Genomic DNA, 22,745 nt, shown 5'->3' on the forward strand with positions numbered 1-22,745 from the left:
ACTTTTTCAGTTTTAAATTTAGGTGTGGAGCTGTCCTGGTAAGACAGCTCTTTTTTTATTCCTGTTCCCCAAAAAAGCTTTTTAAGATTCACATTCATAAGAAGTTATTTTTCTTACAGCCAGTTCTTTTATTTTCCGTATTTTTGCACCCGAAAATTCATTATTCACTATTAATCATTATTAGCATGCTTTCGGTTCAAGGTTTAGGATTACATCATTCAGGAACATATTTGTTTCAAAACGTGAATTTCACGATTAAAAAGGATGATAAAATTGGTTTGGTTGGTAAAAATGGGGCGGGGAAATCCACTTTATTAAAAATGCTTTCCGGAGAAATTAATTTCTATGAAGGAAACGTAGTTCCGGAAGGAAATATCACTATCGGATTTTTAAAGCAGGATCTTGATTTCGTAAAAGGAAGAACGGTTTGGGCAGAAACCATGCAGGCTTTCGAACAGATCAATGCATGGAAAAATGAGCTTGAAGAAGTGAATCATCAGATGGCGACAAGAACCGACTATGAAAGTGATTCTTACACCGATCTGATCAACAAAATGACAGAACTAAACGATCTTTTGATGAACCACGACGCTTACAATCTCGAAGGCGACATGGAAAAGGTGCTTTTCGGGCTTGGATTCAAAGCGGATGATTTTCAGAAGATTACCGATGAATTTTCAGGAGGCTGGAGAATGAGAATCGAGCTTGCGAAGCTACTTCTTCAGAAAAACGACATTATGCTTCTCGATGAGCCTACCAACCACCTCGATATGGAATCCATCATGTGGCTGGAAAACTTTTTAAAAGATTATCCCGGAGCAATTGTTCTGGTAAGTCACGATAAGCAGTTCATGACTGCGGTTTGTAACCGTACTTTCGATATCAACAACAAAAAAGTTGACGACTATAAAGCCAATTATTCCAAATATCTTGTGATGCGCGAAGACCGCCGTGAAAAGCTGATTCAGGCTAAAAAGAATCAGGATGCGGAAATCAAGCAAATGGAAGATAACATCAATAAGTTCCGTGCAAGTGCTACCAAAGCATCCTTCGCACAGTCGCTTATCAAAAAGTTAGATAAAATCGAGCGAATTGAAGTGGATAATGAAGATGTCTCTAAATTCAACATTCGTTTCGTACAATCCGTAGTTCCCGGAAAAGTAATTTTTGAAGCTCAAAAACTCGGCAAAGCCTATGGAGAGAAACAGATTTTTGATGATGTGGATTTTATTGTCCAAAGGGGAGATAGAATTGCGCTTCTTGGACAGAACGGACAGGGAAAAACAACATTAGCAAAAATTCTTGCAGGCGATATCAAAGATTATTCAGGAACCTGGAATCTGGGGCATAACGTAAATATTGGTTATTTCGCTCAGAACCAGGAGGAGGTTTTAACCCCGAATAAAACGGTTCAGGAAGAAGCAGAAGATGCTGCAACTGAAGAAACCAGACCAAGAGTCCGTGATTTGTTAGGATCTTTCCTTTTCCAGGGAGAGGCGGTGAATAAAAAAACGAAAGTACTTTCCGGAGGGGAAAGAAACCGTTTGGCGCTTTGTAAATTGTTGTTGCGTCCTTTCAATACGCTGATCATGGACGAACCTACAAACCACTTGGATATCCAGTCTAAGGAAATTATCAAACTGGCGCTTCAGAAGTTTGAAGGGACTTTGATCGTAATTTCGCACGACAGGGAATTTTTACAGGGACTTTGTGATAAAATTTACGAGTTCCGTGACGGTAAAATGAAAGAATTCTTAGGGGATATCAATGAATATCTGGAATTCCGACAGAAAGAATCCATCAGGGAAATTTCTGCTGAAAAGGCGAAACTGCACAATGAACTGCCGAAAGTTGAGGAAAAAAAGACCGAAGAAAAGCAGGTTTCTAATGAATCATCCGTAATTGTAAGCAAAGAGCAGAAGAATATTCAGAATAAACTGAAGAAAGTAGAAGAGAAAATTACTGAACTTGAAACAAAAGTTGAGGAATTTGAAGCTTCGTTTACCAAAGAGAATCCTTCTGAAGAAACGTTGGAAAATTATAACAAGACAAAAGAAGAGCTCGATCTTGCGCTGCAGGAGTGGGAATATCTGGGTTCACAGTTGAACTGATTCTAAAGGTTGTGCTAGGAAAAACCTTATAGGTTTCTAAAACCTATAAGGTTTGAATAACAGTTTGTAACAAAATTTCAATTCGTCCTACTTATCCATCAAAATATTTTAAGAAAACTTTAATCTGAGTTTTTAAATTATTTTTATAATTTTGACACATGATTTTTAAAGAAAGCAGAAATCTGAAGAATTTTATTTCCAAGCTATTATTTGGGATTTATTTTCTTGCGCTGTTTTCTCAAAATTTCCACAGTCACAGTTCTGAAGAAGTTTTCAAAAACTTCAGCTTTAAAAAATCAGAAAATACCATTACCAAAAATATAGCAAAGGAAAAAGCAGCAGACTGTCTCGCCTGTCACTTCTTAGCTACGGGACATACTTTAGTTCCTGAAGAATTTGGTTTTTCTTTTGAGAATTATACGCATGAAGTAAAGCAGATTATTGCAATTCAGGAGAAAATATGGTCTCAGACCAAATTTACGTTTCAGCTTCGCGGTCCGCCCGCAATTTCATAATTCATAGATTCTTTTCGTATTTTTTGAACTTAAATTTTAGAATTTAAAATATTTCCTGATGAAAATATATCATTAAGAGGTAATTAAATTGTTAGTAATAGTAAGTTTAATGCATTGATTAATAGTTAACTCTGTTGATTTAAATTTAATGCATTTTCAAAAAATCCAATCAACAAACTTTTTCGAAAAAAGTACTTGAAAAGTACATAATCAATCTATTTAACAATGAAATTGATATATAGCTTAATGCTGATCTTTTGCGGGTTTGCATTGACCAACGCACAGCAGACTTACGCGGTAGAAGGAACTGTTCAGGATTTTCACGACAAAACGGCACTGGAAAATACAGTAGTGAAAATTGGAGAGTTCTCTGCTAGAACCGATAAAAACGGTAAGTTTTCTTTCAGTAAAATCCCTGCGGGAAAATACATACTCATTGCTAAGCATCCTGATTGTAATGATTATACTGAAAATGTAGGAGTTACACAGGATTTACATTTGACGATTACCCTGGAACACCATATTCAGGATATCGAAACCGTAACTATTCACGGAAGCCATAAAAGCAATGGATCTCTGGTCGTTAAAACGCTTGATAAATCGGAAATTGAGAGGAATTCCTCAGAGAATTTAGGGAATTTACTGTCAAAAATCTCAGGTGTAAGTGCTTTGAAGACGGGGAATAATATTTCAAAACCCATTATTCACGGGCTTTACGGAAGCAGGGTCTCCATTTTAAACAATGGGGTAAAACTTGCCGAACAAGAATGGGGAGTAGAGCACGCACCAAACGTTGATATTAATAATTTTCAGCATATCGACGTGATCAAAGGTGCTTCTGCCTTAAAATACGGAAGTGATGCCGTTGGCGGAGTCGTGGTAATGGAACCTGAAGTTTTTCCTAAAAAGGATACCATTAAAGGATCATTAGGTCTCACGGGAATTTCAAACGGCCGCGGAATGGCCCTGGAAGCCGATGTTGCTAAAATCTGGAAAAACGGATGGGCGGTAAAAATCGGCGGAAGCATCAAAAAGCTGGGCGATCAGAATGCTCCGGATTATAATCTTATGAATACGGGAATGGATTTTTCTTCATTCAATTTTACCGTTCAGCATAATACATATGAAAAAGGAATTTCATTCGATTATTATCTTACCAACCAGAATATAGGAATTTACAGAGGTTCTCACGTTGGAAACAATGAAGATTTCTATAATGCCACAACATCAAAGATTCCTGTATATACAGGTAATTTCAGTTACGATATTGATAATCCGAGGCAGGTAATTGAGCATCATATTGCCAAAGTTTCTGCTTTCAGAAGATTTGAAAATATCGGGAAAGTTTCCGCAACTTACAGTTATCAGTATAATCACCGACAGGAATATGACATCAGAAGAGGGGAGCTGAAAGATACGCCTTCCCTGGATCTGGAACTGATGACCCATCAGTTCAATCTTAATGATTTGCTGGAAAGAGGAAAATTTTCTCTGGAAACAGGGATTGATGCAAGTTTTCAGAACAATTATTCGGATCCGGCCACAAAAGCGCGGCGCCTGATTCCGAATTATGATAAATATGCTGCGGGAGTGTATTCCATTTTTAAATATAAAATTTCCGGTAACTTTAATGTAGAGGCGGGCGCAAGATATGATTTTACACGATACGATGTCACGAAATGGTATGATAAAAGCGACTGGGAAAAAAGATACGCAGATGCTTATCCGGAGTTTTATGTGAAAACAGATCAAAACAGGATTTTAACACGTCCTCAGCTGAATTACAACAATGTTTCTTTCAATGCAGGACTGGAATATCGTCCGAATTCAGACATTGATCTGAAATTCAATTACGCAAAAGTAGGAAGAACGCCGAATATTGCCGAACTGTTTTCAGACGGACTGCATCACTCGGCTTCAGTAATCGAAATTGGAGATATGGGGCTAAAGAATGAACAGGGACATCAGTTTAATCTGACCGTTGATTCAAGGTTCAATGTGCTGAAAGGATTGAATGTTTCTGTGAATCCTTACCTGTTTGTCACTAAAAATTTCATTAATGAAGTCCCAACAGGAGTGCAGAATACCATCAGAGGGGTGTTTCCGGTATGGTCTTATCAGCAGATTGATGCCAAAATGTATGGCGTGGATCTGGATGTGAACTTTAAACTTACCGACCAGCTTACCTATGTAGGAAGAGGAAGCTATGTTTACGGGGAGGACGATACCCACAATGTCCCTTTGATCTTAATGATGCCTCCGAATTTTTCCAATGCTCTGCAATTCACCAAAGAAAGCTGGAATCATTTCTATTTTACCGTAGAAAATCATACATTTTTAAAACAAAACAGATTCCCGGTGTACAATGCAACCATTCCTATCTATGTCGATGGAGAAGAGGTTGATAAAACGGTGGATCTGAGCACACCGCCCAACGGTTATTCTTTATGGAATATCCAGACCGGCATTAATATCAGCAAAAATCTTTCTGCAGGACTTATCGTGAATAATCTCTTTAATGTTTCGTACAGAGATTATCTGAACAGGATGAGATTTTTCTCCGATGAGGCAGGAAGAAACTTTATTGTCAACTTTAGATACAGGTTCTAAAGATTCAAAACAATCAAACAAATCAACAATTTAAAATTTAGAAAAATGAAATTATTCAATACTAAAAATATCATCAAATTATTAGCTGTTTTATTTATTGCTATTACCATTGTTTCTTGTCAGAGAGACGGATCGGCGGCAGAAGATGACCTTCCGCAGGAGGATCTTACCAATATTATTTTGAAAGTAAGAGACATATCGCCGGGAAGTACAGCTTCTGCAATAGCATATAATTACAGTATGGGAGCCGGAGGAGCTCCGTCTATAAAACTGGAGGATGGGAAAACCTATGAAGTGACTGCAGAATTTAAAAATGGAAATGAAGATGCGACTCAGGAAATCAAAGATGCGAAAGACGAACACTTTTTAATTTTCAATTTCCCAAATTCAGATATCGCTTTGACACGTATTGATGATGCTTCTTCTACAAGAGCAGACGGAAAGCGTGTAGGGCTGAAAACCCAATGGGTTGTTAATAAGGCTGTTAAAAATCCTTCCGCTACAAGCCAGCTGATCTTTACATTATACCATGAGCCTGCAAGCGTAACGGAAGATGCTCAGGCGAACGGAAACGGAGTGATTTTTGGAACGCAGGTTGGCGGTGAGACCGATGCCCAGGCAAACTATACTATTACGAATTAAAATAATCTTTTAATATCCTTAATCTTGTTATCAGAACCATCGGAATTTTCCGGTGGTTCTGTATTTAAGATAAATTTCAATAATATAAATTAAACCTGTTCTGAAATTTTAAAGTTTACTGAACATCCATCTTCCGAGCTCTCGCGGGCAGAAATTTATATTTAACATTATTTAGCTTTTATGTTCATTTTAAATGAGTGATTTTCATAAAATTTTCCTATTTTTGCAACCTAAAATTTTAATCAATAATGAAGGTTACCGCACAAAACCATGATGATGTAAGTGCATTGCTTACAGTGACATTGGAAAAATCTGACTATAAAGAAAGAGTTGAAAAGCAATTAATTAATTATGCTAAAAATGCGCAAGTTCCTGGTTTCAGAAAAGGAAAAGTGCCTTTAAGTATGGTTAGAAGACAATACGAAGCCGGTATTGCATTTGAAGAAATCAACAAACAGGTTTCTGATGCTTTGAACAACTACGTAAACGAAAACAAATTAAGATTAGTGGGTCAGCCTGTTCCTCAGCCTGTAAACGAATTCGATTACAATGCTGATCAGTTGGAAGTGGCTTTTGAAGTAGGTTTCGAGCCTGAATTTACCATAGACCTTTCTAAGTACGAAGCGCCTCACTATAAAGTGGAAGCTTCTGAAAAAGAAATCAACAAGAGCATTGAAAACATGCAGAAGCGTTTCGCTGAGCAGGTTCCTCAAGATAAAATTACCAAAGATTCTTACATCGCTTTAGAAATTTCTCAGGTTGTGGAAGAAGATGCGGAAGGTGAGCACCACCACCATCCTAAAAATGCAACCATTACTGCTGAAAACAAAGAAGCTTTCAAATTGGTAAAAGGTCTGAAAATGGATGGGTCTGTAAAAGTTTCTAAAGAAACCCTTGCAGAAAACGAAGATTTGGCTAAAGAATTAGGATTCTCTAAAGAAGAAGTTGAGCACTTGCACCACAATGAAGTGGAAGTGAAAGTAAAAGATTTCTATTCTTTGAATCTTGCTGAACTTAACCAGGAGCTTTTCGACAAAGTATATGGTGAGGGCACTATTAAATCTGAAGAAGAATTAAAAGAAAAAGTAAAATCTGAGTTGGATGAGTACTTCCAGCAAAATGCAGACGTTCACTTTGTAAATAAAGTATTGGAGCAGGTTTCTGAAAAAGAAGAAGTAAAACTTCCTGAAGAATTCCTTATCAAATGGTTAATTTTCTCTAATCAGAACATCCAGTCTGAAGAACAGGCTAAGCAAATTTTGGAATCTGAGAAAAACCAGTTAAAATACCAGATCATTGAAGGTAAATTAATGACGGATAACGAAATCCAGTTAGATTACGCTGATGTTTTGGCTCAGGCAGAGCAATTGGTAAGAAACCAGTTGGCTATCTACGGAATCCACCACTTAGGAGACGAAGAAATCCAGAAATATGCTGTTGAAATGCTGAAAGATCAGGAACAGGTAAGACAGATCTCTTCTGAAGTTGCTATGACAAAACTAAAAGATATCATTCTTGAAAAAGCAACTAAAAAAGAAACAGCAATCTCTCACGATGAGTTTTTAGAAGAGCTTAAAAAATAATTTATTTTATTATAAATATGTTAAAACCACCAATTTTGGTGGTTTTTTTTATGATAATATCATCAGAAACTATCATTCAATATTCATATATTTACATTCTAAAATTTATATATGAAAAAGATCATCATTCCGTTTTTTTGCGCCGTGCTTTATGCTGTCCCGGTAGCTGCACAGACGTCAACCGCTCCCGCCAAAACGGAAGCTGTAAAATCTAAATTAACACCTAAAGAAGTTGTGGATAATTACCTGAAAGCTTTAGGAGGAAAAGATAAACTCGAAGGTATCAAAACAACACTTATCGAAAACACCCTTACCGTTCAGGGAATGGATATTATGATGACCACCAAGAAAATGGGCAACAAATTCAAGTCCGAGCAATCTGTAATGGGACAGAAAATGGTTCAGTTTTTCGATGGTGAAAAAGGATATTTTGAACAGGGAGGACAGAAAATGGATATTCCGGCTGATAAAATCAGTGAATTAAAGAAAAGCAAAGTTATTGATGCATTGGCTTACGATCCCGCAACCTTCTCAACGGTTACTGTTGAAAAAATTGATGGTAAAGATTATAATGTATTAACTTCAGAAAAAGGTAAATTTTACTTTGATGCTTCTACAGGTTTGTTATACAAGTCTTCCGCAGCAGAAGGAACGGCTGTTGTGAAAAGCTATATGACAGTGGAAGGTTTGAAATTCCCACAGGAAATTGAAGCAGAAGGCAACGGACAGAAAGTAGTAATTAAGACTACAAAAATCACACTTAATTCCGGAGTTTCGGATGCAGATTTTAAGTGATTTTTTTATTTTACATATTAAACCGGGTCTATCCCGGTTTTTTTATTGAATTCATATGTAATGAAAATTCAATAAAAATTTCTTTAACTTTTTCGTGCGAATTATTTTTTGGTTAAATACCACATATTTGATAAGTCTTCCGTCGATAGGGAATTACTACTTACAAAAGGAAGATGGCTGGGAAATTCCAAAAAAGAAGAATCAAAAACTGAAACGGTGTCAGTAAAAACCGGAACAGCAAAATAATATTCAATCCTTATTTTAAATAAATCCCGTCCGGTGAACGTACCGGACGGGGGGTTATATTCATTCAAATTAAATTTAAGTTAATCAAGTTTTATTTAATGGGCTTAATTATTTATTTGAGATTAAATAATTAAAAATTACCTAAAAAACTCTTAAACCCTAACACTCTTAAACTTCCATCACGAGCCATACTCCTTCTTCCACTCCTCAGCAGCTCCGCTCAATACTTCATAAAAATCTTCGCCATATTTTCTGATGAGAGGTGTTTTCAGGAATTTATACACAGGAACTTGAAGCTCTCTTCCTAAAGTACATGCATCGCTGCAGACGCTCCATTCATGATAATTTAAGGCCGTAAAAGAAGAATATTCCGTGATACGAATCGGGTATAAGTGGCAGGAAATAGGTTTTTGCCAGTCTACAGCACCATCTTCATAAGCTTTTTCAATACCACATTTGGTAATGCCTTTTTCATCAAACGTTACATAAGCACATTCACGGTCTTCCACCATTGGAGTTACATACATGCCATCCATAGGATCTGTGGTCCACGTTCCCTGCTCTTCAAGAGCTTTTATACCTTCCGGGGTAAGATAAGGTTTTATTTTATCAAAGATATTATCTAAAATTTCCAGCTCATCTTTATCTAACGGAGCTCCTACATCTCCTTCTACACAACACGCACCTTTACATTTTGTAAGGTTGCAAACAAACTCTTCGGAGAAAATCTCCTCGGAAATCAATTTATCGTCAATCTGAATCATAATCTTTTAAAATAAATCAAAATAAGTTCCGGCTTTAAAACCGATTAAACTGAATATAATTAACCATAGGCTTACCTCCTGCATCCAGTATTTCGGAAGAAATCTCAGCATCCTGCTGATAATAATGGTGGATGGAAAGGCAAGCAGCAACAGGTATTCATAGGCTTTATTCATGTACAGAATAATGGTGATCAGCTGGGCAACGGAGAACACCAGTAAAAAAGTATATTTGTACCTGCTGACAGGGCTTTTCTTATTGTAATTCCTGAAATGATCATACACTGCATAAATCAGCATCAGTACAATGGGGATTAATGGCAGCAACCCTTCATAGTCCGTTACCAGCTTCATTTTTCCGAAGGGGAAGTAATCTGTATTCCAGGAAGTGTAATCTATGAAAAACATTACTGAAAAATAGCTCAGAACAATCAGTATAATTCCCAGCAGAAACCTGAAGATATTCAGGCCGATTCTTTCCGAAGTGGCAATAACGTGAATCATCACAAAAACTGCCATGGGCCAGGTTGCGGGAAGAAAAATAAAGTTCAGTGCTACTATGGAACCTACCAGGACGTAAGACTTCTTTCTGATGTCTTCATTGGTGCTGGTAAGAAGCAACAGCAGGAAAGAATTCGTAAGCAACGCTACCGCAAGTCCTATGTCAAGTTTTCCGGGATATAAACCAAAAATAAAAAATGTATATAAAAATAAAGGCAGATGGGTCTGATAATTCAGAGCAATGCTGTGAAAACAAAAATATCCCAAGGCAATGCCCAAAAAAGTAATTATGGCAACAATAGCTTCATAGGTGTTGAAATTCAGGAAATTAAAAGTTATTACAATTAAAAGAAGAAACCCAATATAAACCGGGATTGAAAAAATATTGCTTTCTTTTGAAAGTAATTTAAACATTTTTTATAAATTTGTACAAAGTTAATTTAAAAAAGGAAAATAATGACGTCTTTCTTTCTATTCTTAAGCAAAGTTTTCAAATGGTCGTTTGGTTTTTTTGACACATTCGGAAACGTATTAAACTGGGTTTTATTTATTGTTTGCTGCGCATTGTTTACCTACTGGTGCTATGTTTTGGTGTCTACTCTTGGTAACAATAAAGACAAAGACTACTATTCTCCAACGGAAGGTAAGTTTCCTTACTACGATCCGAACATCTATAAAAAAGAAGGTTAATTAATTGGTTATATAGTAAAAAGCCGATCAAATTCTGTTTGATCGGCTTTTTTATGACTAACGATTAAAATTTATGATTTATTCATGAATAGGCAATACCAATACAGGGATTTTTGAATCTTTGGTGATACCTTTCGTTAAGCTTCCTACAAAGACATCGTACATTCCGCTTCTTCCGTGTGATCCCATGACGATGAAGTCTGCATTTTTATCCTGAGCATGTTCAAGGATAATATCTTTGGCGATCCCCTGCTTCAGGATATGTTCACAATCTACATCATGGGCGAGAATTCGCTGCTGGATTTTATTAAGCTGCACCAGTTCTTCTCTAATCTCATTTTCCTCAACTTCCGGGAAATACTGAAATCCCATGTCACCAATCGCAAAACCAATGTCTGACGGTGCTACGTGGATGAGAAAAATTTTGCCGTTGATCTGCTTTGCAAATTTCACGGCGCCTTCTACAAGCTGCTCTGTTTTGTCCCCAAAATCTACGGGTAATACAATATTTACCATAACCTTTATTTTGTCTACTAAAGTTAAGAAAAATATGGCAAATGTGGTGTTAATTTATTTACAATATTCGGATGTCAAGCACTTTTTGATCTTCCAGATACGCTTCAAGAATGTCGTGTTCATCGATCTTTCCTACACCCTTCGGAGTTCCTGTAAAGATAAGGTCGCCCACTCTCAAAGTGAAGTACTGAGAAACGAACGCAATAATATCATCAATCGTGAACATCATATCTTTCGTATTTCCGTCCTGAACCTTTTCTTTGTTCTTTAATAATGAAAAATTCAAAGCACTTAGATTGAAGTCTTCCTTCTTAAAGAAACTTCCTACCACTGCAGAGCCGTCAAACCCTTTGGCAAGCTCCCAAGGTAAGCCCTTGGACTTCAGTTCGCTCTGGAGGTCTCTGGCGGTAAAATCTATTCCCAGGCCTATTTCTTCATAATGTTTGTAGGCCGACTCTTTCTGGATATATTTTCCCCCTTTTGAAATTTTTACCACGACTTCCAGCTCATAATGAACATCATCCGAAAACTCCGGAATGTAAAAATCATTTCCTTTCAGAACTGCCGTGTCAGGTTTCATAAAGATGACCGGTCTTTCCGGGATTTCATTTCCCAGTTCCTTTGCGTGTTCGCTGTAATTTCTTCCTATACAGATTATTTTCATAACTTTTTTATTTTGTCATTGCGAGAAGCTAATGCGACGAAGCAATTTCATCTCACATTATTTAATCAATTTTATTTTCAACGATAAACTTCCATCTCCCATCTTCCAACTTCCTTTCTTTTTTAAGAGCTTTTTCCCGCTTTCCACTGTATCTTTTTTGTTCCCCAACTGTCAGGCTGAGCCTGTCTAAGCCTCCGCAAACAAAAAAGGATGCCGTTGCAATCGGGGCTAGGAGAAGTGAATGTTTCAATTTCCGTGGGGAAGTTATGAACGGTAACCTTCATGAAATTCATTGTGAGACAAACTCAGCATGTTCACTTTTATCAACTACCCCGTCAAAAATTCGAAGAATTTTTGCCACCCCTCCAAAGGAGGGGAATGGTAACTCTTTGTTGTGATATAATCTTGTTTCAGTAACAACTAAGTCCACTGCTCATTTGCTGGGTATTATAGTTTATGCTGAGCCTGCGGAAGTACCCTTTCGAACGAAAAATATCCACAATAAATCAAAAATCCTTTACAGCTTTGCGTTAAAATATTAAAGCTATATTATATTTTCTCTATGATATGCTAATGCGTAAACTCGTTTCCGCAATAATAACACACAAACTTATGGCTCGTTAAAATCGAAATTCCAAAGAAGCTTGTCGCGCTGTCGTCCCGGTAAATATGGTTGGAGCCGCATTTCGGACAAACAAAATCAAATTCAGGATCTGAAATCGTATGCTCTACTTCCAGAGAAAACTGCTCATTTTCTTTATACTCTTCCAAAGCCTGCTGTGCTTTTTCAAGATCTTCCTCAAAAACCTGCAGCTGAATGCCGCCCACAGCCTGCGCCAAAAGCCAGTCCGACTGGATCAGCTGCTCATTCGCAATAAAGCTGTTGATACCGCTTTCCGCCAGGATCTGCTTATCTCTGTTGGCCTGAAGTGCCGTTTCGTAGAATTTGAATTTTACCAGTTCGCTCATTTTAAAATCTGCTTGATAACTGAATTTATTTTATTGTTTTTTCAACATTAACTGAGTCCGGATGCGGGATTTTCACTATCGTTTTTTGCTTTGGAAATTAGTGCATCAAACTTATCCAATTCTACATTTAATCTCGTAATAATACTTGTGATAGCTGGAGAGGAAGATGGTAAAATTTCCGGCATATTTTCTATTGCCGAAATAAATCTTCGGTATTTCGCTGTTACAGGTTTACGCAGTCTGTAGAAAGGGTTTATATCTGCCAATTCCTTTGCAGCATCACCACGATCTTTATAGAAAGCCTGAAAACTCTCATTGCTATTTTTTAAATATACAATTTTGGAAGATAAATCAAGTATTGTAATTTCGTTTGTTTTTGCATTCAGCGCAGAAATAAGGTTAGTAAGAACAGCCGTTTCTCCATTAAGGTTGAATTTTGGAATTTTGCTTCCTCCAAAATTTTCTATAATGGTAAGTAATGAATTCGCAGCATTGGCTTTAGAGGGTTCTTCATCATTATATGTCTCGCTTTCCAAAAATGATCTTAGTCTTATAAATGCTCTGTCTCGTTTTTTGTCCAATGCAACTACTTGCTGTGTTTCTTCGGTAAGACTTTCTTTTTTAAATGAGAGCTTCATCTGTGGTATGTCTGCTTTTAGGGCAGCCGAAATTGTAGACAATAGAGGTTCGGTATCAGAAATAGCAATTACATTTTCTATTAGTTGATAAAAATCTTTGTTGTTCAGTTTTTCGAGATAAATTTTTTTTACTTTTTCCATGTTTTTATAATTATAGTTGTTTTAAAATATCGATTGTTCTTTAATATTTTATTGATGTTAGCATTGTCTTGAAACATGTGACAAATTTACAAGAGACTCAATCCGGTTGTAATATATCTACTGTAACATTAATGTAACCATCAGATTACCAGAATGCATGTAACGAATAATTGATGAAAGCTCCGTTTTGTTGGCGTGAAAAATGAAACAATTTGTTGAATTGTTCTTTCTGTCCCGCTGAGGTATCCAGTTTTTAATTGAGAGATTCAGCCTTAAAAACAGCATTTTATCTATTCTATAAGTTTTTGCTGTTACTCAAAATATATTTTCATCACCTATTTTTTTGCTAAAATAATAAATATCAACCAATGTGTGAAAAAATTATAGCGAAAGGATACAACATATTTTAAAAATTATTTGCAAATTTGGCGCACACAAATATTGCTAATATTCAGAATAAAATTTGTCCTTATAACATAAATTTTAAACTCAAATTATCAAACATGAGAAAAAGTATTTCTACTGCTGTACTCTTCCTTTTCTTTGGAAGCAGCTTGTACGCACAAAGCGTAATTTTTGAATATGATGAAGCAGGCAACCAGGTATTCCGGGGAATATGTGACGGCTGCAAAAATTCTAATTCAGATTTATTTTCTAAAACACAACCGCAGGCATCTCAGATCAAAACTATTGCTCAAAAAGTCGCGAATAGTGTACGTGCAGCTCCTGTCCCTGTAAAAACAGATTTAACTGTATTATGGGATAAGGAGGTGAATGACTATATCACGAAAATAGAACTTCTGCCTTACAACAGCTTTAAGATTTTGAGTTTTGTAAATGTGAAGACCTTACACGGTACCTCCTGTATTTTCCAGATGGAGAGTTATCCGTACGGGGTGTATTATCTCAAATTCTATCTATCGGATGGTAGTGTTTATACCAGAACAGTAACAAAAAATTAGAAGCACATTATGAAAAAAATTATTATATTCCTTACTGTCCTGTTAGTGTTTTACAATCTATATGGGCAGAACAGTTTCCATGACACACAAGGGAAAATAGAAGTAAATGCCGGAGGGCAGCTGCAATATACGCTTCCTATTACTCTTCCTCCGGGTGTGAAAAGTGTCTCGCCTAATATCAGTCTTATGTATTTAAGTAATTCCAGCAATGGTATTGCTGGATATGGATGGACAGTGTCAGGCATTACCTCTATCACCAGAACAGGAAAAAGCATTGAAAGGGATGATGACATTAAAACAATTCAGCTGGATTATTCGGATTCTTACAGCTTTAACGGGCAGAGGCTCATTCTTGCGCCCAATAGCCCTGCTGCTTACGGACAAGATGGTGCTACCTATGTAACAGAAAAATTTTCTAATATAAAAATAAAGTCTTTAGGAGCATATCCTGTTAATGGGCAATTGGCCGGACCCGCAGAATTTGAAGTGACATTTGAAGATGGTTCGCAGGCGTGGTACGGAGTTTATAAAGCCGGTACCAGAAATAATGTTACAGTAACATCGCCTTCAGAATACAATATTGTAAAATGGAGGGATGCACAGGGGAATTATATCTCATACAATTATGAATATACAGCTCATTCGGGAGGGTTTAATTTTCCCGGGACACTTAGAATATCCTCTATCTTTTGGGGAGGAAATGAGCTCCTTAATAAACCGCACTATAACTCGGTCGAATTTACTTATACGGAAAGAAATTTAAAAGAACAGGCCTATATTCAGGGATTAAGATTTATACAAGATAAAATTTTATCAGGTATTATCGTAAATACGAACGGCTCACAATTTAGAAAGTATCTGGTTGAATATACAAGTAATGGTACCAATTACCAGTTTCTGAATAAGATTACCGAATATAATGCGAATAATGAAGCTGCAAATCCTGTGACCTTTACATATCCTGATAGAACAGGAACCAGTATTGCCGGAGCAAATTTTGGCTCTTCAACATTAGAAGACGTAAAACTGACGGGTGACTTTAACGGAGATTCATACATAGATTTCATAATGTCTAATGGTACGGTAAAACTAGGTGCATTTAACGATAATTATACTGAGGTTTCTACCAATAAGGTTTTTAACACGGAGGCAAAAGTAGTAACCACAATGCTTGATGAAGAAGGACAAATCTACAATGGAAACGGAATTGTTCAATATGAATCCGGGAAAGTTGTAGGGTATATTTTCAGAGCAAATAATTTTGTCAAAGTATTTGAAAAACTGGTATATGCTGATTCTAGCTGTATAAATCAGGGTAATAACAGTTGCAGTATACAAATGGCTTCATTCAACGAAGGGGATATTAATGGAGATGGTATTTCGGATGTATTTGTAACGATTAATAAAAGGGTAGGGGAATGGGTTGAGATGCCTTGCAATGGCACAACACCTGTAATTGGAGTAGGAATAGATGACGGAGGGCCATGTTACGGATTTCAACAATATACCCAATTAGTGGGAAATTTTATAGTTGATTTGAAAAATGCTAACAATCCATTGTATTCCTATACTCTTGATTCAGGAATTAACGACAGTCAATATACCGATCAGAAATATTTGGATGCAGACGGTGATGGAAAAGTTGATATAATTAATATTTCAAATACTTCTTATACAGTATTTGAATTTGCAAAAATATCGGCTACCGAATACCTTAAAAGAATAAAATTCACAGGCAATTTAGCTGAAACCAAAGGAACGGGCTTTCCGGTACTTTTTGGTGATTTTAATGGTGATTCAAAACTGGATTTTACACTACCCCTTACTGAAGGAAAAACGGGAAAAGATGACTGGAGATTTTACATAGGAACGGGAACAGGATATAACAGCTTCCGAAGAAATGATTTCTTAGTATATAAAAATGTTTCCACTACAAATAACGGATACTGGTTACAATTCAGTAAAACATTTTATTCGATATCAGACCTTAATTCTGATGGAAAATCAGATATAGTACAGGTGTATTCGTATTCAAATTCATCAGGAAGCAGTTACAGGTCAATTGGTGTTACCGTCAATTCAATTACTTCTAATGGCACCAATATGGCAGATGGCAGCATTAATTTCGATTTTGAAAACATCTATTCTTTTCCTTCGACGGGAACTTACACCTTAATTCAGCCTTATGATGACCTCTCCATATATCAGCCTATTACCAATACAATAAGATCAAATAATAATTATTACAATGTTTTCCTGTTTAGAAAAGATGTTTTGCTTAAAATCAAAGCACCTACTCCCATCGCAGAATTGGCCCGCATAAAATCGATTTCTCAAGCTGGGCTTACTACTTCTGTTACTTATGCAGAGCTAAATCCGGATACAAATTCTAATTATTATAAAAAGGAAAAGAAAGAATACTATCCTTTCTTTTCTATGCAGCGGGCTGACCAGTCTTATGCTGTAGTTCAGTTACAGCAGACGGGCAGAAAACAGGATTTCCGATACAGGGGTATGACCGGGCATTTGCAGGGAAGAGGAATGTTAGGGTTTAACCGGTCGGCACGCTCTTCATGGTATGCAGATGGTTTTGAGAATACCAAAATATGGTCTGGTGTAGAAACAGATCCACAAAATGAAAGCGTTCCCGTAAAAGAATGGTCGATAAGAACCAATGATGAAAGCAAAATATTCCCGGCAGATATTTCAGAAAATAACACTCAGCTTCTCTCTTATAAAGGAACAATTTATCAAACGGATAAGCTTTTAAACGGGCAGTTGGTAACTACAGTTCCGGATACTGATAAGCCAAAAGTTGTAACGGCTATTGTTCCTACAATCACAAAGACAAAAGATTTTATAACCAATACTCTTGCAGTAAGCACTATTTCTTATGGCAGTTATTATCTTCCGTCACAAACAGTATCCAATATCAACAACGGGTATGCCATCAATACGACGACTTATGAATATCTCCATAATCTGGCAGGAGTTGGAAGCAATTATTTTACCGGGCGGCCGCTCTCCAAAACAGAGCAGGTTACAGCGTACGGAGACACTCAATCTGTCAAAGAAGAGTACACCTATGATAATAATCTGCTGAAAACAGTTAAGAAATGGAATAAGAATAATACAGGCTATACCTTAGACACCTATTCATATGACGGTTTTGGAAACATCACTCAGAAAATAAGCACCAATTCTGTAGATGGCCAAAGCATTACTGAAAAATCGCAGTACGAAGACAAAGGGCGTTTTGTTAACAAAAAAACGGATAATCTGGGGCTGGAAACATCGTTTACGTACAACAATTGGGGGCAGACCCTTACCCAGAAAGATCCTTTTGGGAATATGCTTACGAATGCATATGATAACTGGGGTAAGCTAATTTCCTCTACGAGTACGCTCGGGGGTACAACTTCCCATACTTACGAAAGGCTTTCCGGTAATGCAGGTACGAAAGTATCAGAGTTTTTGCCGGACGGGGATATGAAGATCGTATATACCAATACGCTGGGACAGAACTATAAAACAACCACTAAAGCATTTGTACAGGGGAAATATATTTCCGCAGAAATACAATATGATATATTGGGAAGAAAACTGAAAGAATCCGAACCCTATTTTGAAGGGCAGTCTGCATCTCAATGGAATACTATTGCTTATGACGATACGGTGTACCCTGCCAAAGTAACGGCGACTTCTTTTAACGGTAAAAAGATACAAACCACTATCTCGGGCTATACCACAACTGTAAAAGAGCTGAACGGTTATAACAGAACCACCAGCAAAACAACCGATGCTTTAGGAAACGTAATAAGCGCTACAGACAAAGGTGGAACCATTGTATTTTCTTACAATGCAGCAGGGCAGCAGATAAAAGCAAAATATGGTGATAATACAGTAGTTACAGGGTACGATGATTGGGGAAGGAAAATGAGCTTTTATGATCCTGCTAACGGTCTGTACAACTATGAATATACGGGCCTCGGAGCCATTAAAAAAGAGATCAGCCCGAAAGGATATAAAGAATACACTTACGCATCCAACGGATTACCTGTGCACGTAAAAGAAATTTCTAACGATGGTGTTTCTACTCAAAAAAATTATGAATTTGAGTACAATCCTTACGGGCAGATCGCAAAAAAATATGGCGAAGCCAATGGCAGATATTTTGCGCAGAACTTTACTTATGCTACAGACGGAAGGCTTACGGCGCATACAGAACAGTTTGAGGGGAAAACATTCTTTAAAGATGATATACAGTATGATGCACTGGGCAGGGTTTCGCAGTTTCATCAAGGCCTGCAATCTCAGGGTGGTACAACTCAAGTAACCGTACAGAATAACTACAGCAGCTGGAACGGAGACCTGGAAAACCTATCCGATGCCAACAGCGGAAAAACCCTTTACCAATTGCAGGAAACCAATGCCAAAGGGCAGGTGCTGAATGCATCACTGGGAAATACCCAGATCAGCAATCAGTATGACAGCTTTGGTTTCTTGTCCCAGGTGTCTCATGTTTCAGGAGGTGCGGATTTGATGACACTGGATTATAGCTTTAATGCCATAAAGAATGAGCTGAACCATCGTTACCACAAGAATTTCGACATCGACGAAGTTTTCCAATATGATGACAACAACAGGCTGGTTAACTGGACAAATCCTAAAACAGGGCAATTGTCTTTTAACGAATATGATGAGACAGGAAGAATAAGATACAACGACCAGCTGGGAGAAATAGGGTTCAGTATTGGCGGAAATCCGTACCGGGTTACGCAAATGAAGCTGAATGCAGAAGGAATACAGAATTATGACCTCAACGGGCAGAGCAGAGTGCTTCAGAAAGTTACCTACAACGAAAACAACGATCCGGTAAAAATAGACGGTACCCGTGGCGACTATGCTTTCGAATACGGATTGTCTGAAAGCAGGCAGATCATGTACTACGGAGGAAACTTTGAGAAAGAGCAGGAAGCCAGATACGCCAAGTATTACAATGAGGGTGGCGATGCCGAGATTATTATTGACCAGAAGAGTGGAAAAGAAAAGCATATCCTGTACATCGGCGGCTCGCCGTATGAAAGCAGCATTATCTATGTTAAAGATTTTAACGACGACAAGGGCTACAAATTCCTACACAAAGATTACCTGGGAAGTATTCTTGCCATAAGCGATGAAGAAGGCAATGCCGAAGAACGCAGGCACTTTGATGCATGGGGAATCTTTACCCATCTGCAAATAAAAGAAGGAGGCATACTAAAAGGTCAGGCATTAGAAGAGTTTTTGACAAACAAAGCCATGCTGATAGACCGTGGCTATACTTCCCACGAGCATCTGCACGAGGTAGAGCTTATCCACATGAACGGAAGGCTGTATGATCCGCTGCTAAGAAGATTCCTGAATGCAGACGAAAATATACAGGATCCTGCCAATACCCAAAACTACAACAAGTACGGTTATGTAATGAATAACCCCTTGATGTATAATGACCCGACTGGGGAAATATGGGCAGCAGGTTTCTTTTTATCGTACGTAGTTCCTGTAATTTATGGTGCCATTGTAGGCGCGGTAATATCTGCCGGAATTTATACGATAAAATCTTTGATAACCAATAACTGGACTTGGGGAGGCTTTGGTAAAAGTTTGCTGGTAGGGGCCGTTACAGGAGCTATTTCTGGCGGATTTTCTTCTACCTTTGCCGCTACGGGATTTAATGGTGCCGTGGTCATGGGAAGTGTACAGGGTGCAATAGGTGGAACTGTAGATGCCTTGGTAAGTGGTAAGAGTTTTGCTAAAGGTTTTTATACAGGAGGATTAGTTGGAGCGGCAATGGGCGCTGTAAGTTATACAATAAACTATTTTGCAAGTGGAAGTTATAAGACGAAATATTTTTCCCGAGAAAGTGTAGGCAGTAGCTCTGATTTTGCCTATGACCCATCGGTAAGTAATGAGAGTATGCAAAACAACATAAATACTATGAGATCTGATAATTTTAGAGGAAATCTGGATGATAAAGCGTTTTATGGAGTAGGAGAAGATCGTATTGGAAACGGAGATTTGGAAGGATACCTAAATCCTGGTAATGGGCAGCAATATGGTTATACTACTCCTAAAGATTTCTTAACAGGAAAATCTGATATTGTTTATTCACCAATTGCAGCACAAAATAAGCCACTTCTTGCTCTTACAATGGTACATGAAACAGGTCATGCTTACGGGAACAAATTAGGATTGATTGATTCTTCGATAGATAGAGTCAAATATAACATAACTTTTGGTAGTTTAGATACAACCCAACATTTTGCAATAAGTCAATTAGAACATGTGTATGCTAAGTATAATTTAATAAATACTAGCAGTTATCCAAAATTATTTATTGATTATATAGAGGTAACAAATATTCAGTATTATAGTCTGCCAATTAATTTGAGAAGTTTAGTAGATAATACTTATAATAAATTATTACCAGTTTTTCAAAGATTTATGTACTACAAAAAATAAATATTATGAAAAAAATAATTTTATTTAATTTTTTATTTTCCTATATGGTTTTCGCTCAACAATATGAAGATTTTTATTATGAAAGAATTGTAAAGTTAGATGGTTTTATAGTGAAAATAGAATCTTATGATAGTAAAACGGGAGTTTATAATAGAACCAAATGTTACTTAAATGATTCTTCTAAAGAAGAGATTATAATCCCCATAACTAAAAAGGAAAAAAATGATATATGGAAGCTAAAAAAGGAATTTGGTAAATTTGTTTATGGTGAATGTACAACCAACAAAAATGTAACGCTTATATCAAATTTTTATTTTGAAAATGAAAAACTTCCTCCAAAATGTATAGAAACAAATCAGCAAAAAGAACAATTTATCAAACTTAGTATGGGTTTAAGACTGTTATTAGAATCTAAACCAGAATATAAAAAAGCATTTTACTGGGAATTTATCAAAAAGTAATTCATTTTATCAGAAAGACGTAATATATTACACAACTATGAAAAAAACAATTTTAGTAAGTCTTGTGGCAATGTCTCAATTAGCATTTTCACAAGTAAGTTTATCCAAAAATAAGCTTGTAAAAGACGGGCAGGCCTATAAGGCTTCTCAGTACAAAGAAGTGTTTCAAAATGAGCAGGCTTTGATATATTATAAAAAGTACAGAACCAATAGTACCGTATCGCAGATTTTCGGGGCAATAGGAGGTGGCTGTATGGGATATGGGCTGATAAAAGTGTTAGACGGCGGCGAAAAGCTGGTGAGTGTAGACCAGTATGGCGTAGCCCGTACAGAAAAAACCAAAAACGAAGGCTGGAGCATGGTCGGTATAGGAGCGGGTTTGGTAGCCATAGCAATACCTTTCGCTATTTCTTCAAAGAAGAACCTGAACAAAGCCATAGATACAGAAAATGGTAAAGGAACGGCTTTCCGGCCTTACTTTAAGCTGGAAAATGCAGGTGCAGGTATGGCACTTAGCTATAATTTCTAGGCATCATTTTATAAAAACCGACTCCGCTACAATATATTAGCGGAGTCTTTATTTGTTGAAATTATTTTTTCAAAAGCTGTTCTATCATCTTATTTTGCACCTCTGCAAATCTCATCCTTTAAAATCTGCTTGATAACTGAATTTTTGTAAATACCTTTTTCGTGTATAAAGGAAATTCAGCGTTCTGAAGCCAGCCGAAGTATCCGAGATCCTTCTGAAAAATAACTTTTACACACTGTCCTTTGTACTTCCCGAAGTTGAAAACTTCTTCCAGCTTCTCGTTGTATCCAATGAATCCCGCCAGATCCGCATGTTTATTGTGGAAGGAGAACTCGCTCAGTGGCCCGATTTCATTCGGGATATCATCGTACTTTCCGACCTGTGCGTCCAGCACCTCAAAAGTCGCCATTACATCAGCTTCCGCAGAGTGGGCATTTTCCAATGTTTTCCCACAATAGAACTGGTAAGCGGCGCTCAGGTTTCTCGGTTCTTTTTTATGGAAAATCGTCTGTGCATCAACCAGTCTGAACTTGCTTAAATCAAAATCAATACCCACTCTCAATAGTTCTTCAGCAAGCAGCGGAACATCAAAACGGTTGGAGTTAAAGCCTCCCAAATCACTTCCGGAAAGCATTTCCATAATTTTCGGAGCAATTTCCTTAAAAGTAGGGGCATCTTTTACATCCTCGTCGTAGATCCCATGAATTTCGCTGCATTCTTTTGGAATTGCCATTTCCGGGTTTACCCTCCATGTTTTGCTTTCCCTTGATGAATCAGGATTTACCTTTAAAATACAGATCTCAACGATCCTGTCTCTTCCGATGTTGGTTCCTGTGGTTTCTAAATCAAAAATGCAAAGCGGTTTATGTAATTTTAAATTCATTTTAATTGCTTTTAGCTAATGGCA

The 22,745-nt window shown here is 37.1% G+C and carries 19 protein-coding genes; 11 read left to right on the forward strand and 8 right to left on the reverse strand.

The genetic code is table 11. The features are described from left to right. Positions 1 to 185 precede the first annotated feature (185 nt). From abc-f to HHL20_RS01040, 6 genes are all read left to right on the forward strand, one after another. Entirely contained in the window at positions 186 to 2,111 is a 1,926-nt protein-coding gene (abc-f, locus tag HHL20_RS01015) for a ribosomal protection-like ABC-F family protein (RefSeq protein ID WP_169229352.1), read from the forward strand. 158 nt (positions 2,112 to 2,269) lie between these two features. Further along, positions 2,270 to 2,626: a hypothetical protein gene (locus HHL20_RS01020; RefSeq protein ID WP_169229353.1), complete on the forward strand. Its 357-nt coding sequence runs from the start codon at positions 2,270 to 2,272 to the stop codon at positions 2,624 to 2,626. 225 nt (positions 2,627 to 2,851) lie between these two features. Continuing rightward, entirely contained in the window at positions 2,852 to 5,236 is a 2,385-nt protein-coding gene (locus HHL20_RS01025) for a TonB-dependent receptor (RefSeq protein WP_169229354.1), read from the forward strand. A gap of 45 nt (positions 5,237 to 5,281) precedes the next feature. Further along, positions 5,282 to 5,878, forward strand: coding sequence for a hypothetical protein (locus HHL20_RS01030; protein WP_169229355.1), 597 nt, complete (start codon positions 5,282 to 5,284; stop codon positions 5,876 to 5,878). 248 nt (positions 5,879 to 6,126) lie between these two features. Beyond that, positions 6,127 to 7,461: a trigger factor gene (locus HHL20_RS01035; protein ID WP_169229356.1), complete on the forward strand. Its 1,335-nt coding sequence runs from the start codon at positions 6,127 to 6,129 to the stop codon at positions 7,459 to 7,461. Between the two features lie 111 nt (positions 7,462 to 7,572). Further along, complete coding sequence (locus HHL20_RS01040) at positions 7,573 to 8,256, forward strand: hypothetical protein (protein ID WP_169229357.1); 684 nt, start codon at positions 7,573 to 7,575, stop codon at positions 8,254 to 8,256. A gap of 425 nt (positions 8,257 to 8,681) precedes the next feature. On the opposite strand, the gene HHL20_RS01045 is transcribed toward HHL20_RS01040, so the two are convergent. Further along, entirely contained in the window at positions 8,682 to 9,266 is a 585-nt protein-coding gene (locus HHL20_RS01045) for a DUF3109 family protein (protein ID WP_169229358.1), read from the reverse strand. 6 nt (positions 9,267 to 9,272) lie between these two features. Beyond that, positions 9,273 to 10,178 (reverse strand): DUF6427 family protein, encoded by a 906-nt coding sequence (locus HHL20_RS01050; RefSeq protein WP_169229359.1) that lies wholly within the window; start codon positions 10,176 to 10,178, stop codon positions 9,273 to 9,275. Between the two features lie 42 nt (positions 10,179 to 10,220). On the opposite strand from HHL20_RS01050, the gene HHL20_RS01055 reads away from it, so the two are divergent. Continuing rightward, positions 10,221 to 10,454 carry a DUF6341 family protein gene (locus HHL20_RS01055; RefSeq protein WP_169229360.1) on the forward strand — a complete coding sequence of 78 codons (234 nt, stop codon included), beginning with the start codon at positions 10,221 to 10,223 and terminating at the stop codon, positions 10,452 to 10,454. Between the two features lie 78 nt (positions 10,455 to 10,532). On the opposite strand, the gene HHL20_RS01060 is transcribed toward HHL20_RS01055, so the two are convergent. From HHL20_RS01060 to HHL20_RS01080, 5 genes are all read right to left on the reverse strand, one after another. After that, positions 10,533 to 10,970 carry a universal stress protein gene (locus tag HHL20_RS01060; protein WP_169229361.1) on the reverse strand — a complete coding sequence of 146 codons (438 nt, stop codon included), beginning with the start codon at positions 10,968 to 10,970 and terminating at the stop codon, positions 10,533 to 10,535. Positions 10,971 to 11,028: 58 nt separating this feature from the next. Continuing rightward, positions 11,029 to 11,634 (reverse strand): fumarylacetoacetate hydrolase family protein, encoded by a 606-nt coding sequence (locus tag HHL20_RS01065; RefSeq protein ID WP_169229362.1) that lies wholly within the window; start codon positions 11,632 to 11,634, stop codon positions 11,029 to 11,031. Between the two features lie 61 nt (positions 11,635 to 11,695). After that, a complete protein-coding gene (locus HHL20_RS01070; protein WP_169229363.1) occupies positions 11,696 to 11,884 on the reverse strand; it encodes a hypothetical protein in 189 nt (62 codons plus the stop codon). A 320-nt stretch (positions 11,885 to 12,204) separates the two neighbouring features. Continuing rightward, positions 12,205 to 12,603, reverse strand: a complete 399-nt coding sequence (locus tag HHL20_RS01075) for a putative signal transducing protein (protein ID WP_169229364.1) — start codon at positions 12,601 to 12,603, stop codon at positions 12,205 to 12,207. A gap of 47 nt (positions 12,604 to 12,650) precedes the next feature. Continuing rightward, complete coding sequence (locus HHL20_RS01080; protein WP_169229365.1) at positions 12,651 to 13,382, reverse strand: DUF6261 family protein; 732 nt, start codon at positions 13,380 to 13,382, stop codon at positions 12,651 to 12,653. 503 nt (positions 13,383 to 13,885) lie between these two features. On the opposite strand from HHL20_RS01080, the gene HHL20_RS01085 reads away from it, so the two are divergent. From HHL20_RS01085 to HHL20_RS01100, 4 genes are read left to right on the forward strand one after another with little or no spacing between them, the layout of a single operon-like run. Then, positions 13,886 to 14,344 (forward strand): hypothetical protein, encoded by a 459-nt coding sequence (locus HHL20_RS01085; RefSeq protein ID WP_169229366.1) that lies wholly within the window; start codon positions 13,886 to 13,888, stop codon positions 14,342 to 14,344. A 9-nt stretch (positions 14,345 to 14,353) separates the two neighbouring features. Next, complete coding sequence (locus tag HHL20_RS01090; protein WP_169229367.1) at positions 14,354 to 20,848, forward strand: RHS repeat-associated core domain-containing protein; 6,495 nt, start codon at positions 14,354 to 14,356, stop codon at positions 20,846 to 20,848. Positions 20,849 to 20,853: 5 nt separating this feature from the next. Beyond that, positions 20,854 to 21,309: a hypothetical protein gene (locus HHL20_RS01095; RefSeq protein WP_169229368.1), complete on the forward strand. Its 456-nt coding sequence runs from the start codon at positions 20,854 to 20,856 to the stop codon at positions 21,307 to 21,309. A gap of 37 nt (positions 21,310 to 21,346) precedes the next feature. Beyond that, entirely contained in the window at positions 21,347 to 21,838 is a 492-nt protein-coding gene (locus tag HHL20_RS01100; RefSeq protein ID WP_169229369.1) for a hypothetical protein, read from the forward strand. Between the two features lie 118 nt (positions 21,839 to 21,956). Here the strand turns inward: HHL20_RS01100 and HHL20_RS01105 are convergent, their stop codons facing one another. Then, on the reverse strand, positions 21,957 to 22,721 hold the full coding sequence (locus tag HHL20_RS01105; protein WP_169229370.1) for a 3'-5' exonuclease: 765 nt from the start codon (positions 22,719 to 22,721) through the stop codon (positions 21,957 to 21,959). Positions 22,722 to 22,745: the final 24 nt, after the last annotated feature.

The organism is Chryseobacterium cheonjiense (genome assembly GCF_012927265.1).
In the GTDB taxonomy this organism is placed as follows: Bacteria; Bacteroidota; Bacteroidia; order Flavobacteriales; family Weeksellaceae; genus Chryseobacterium; species Chryseobacterium cheonjiense.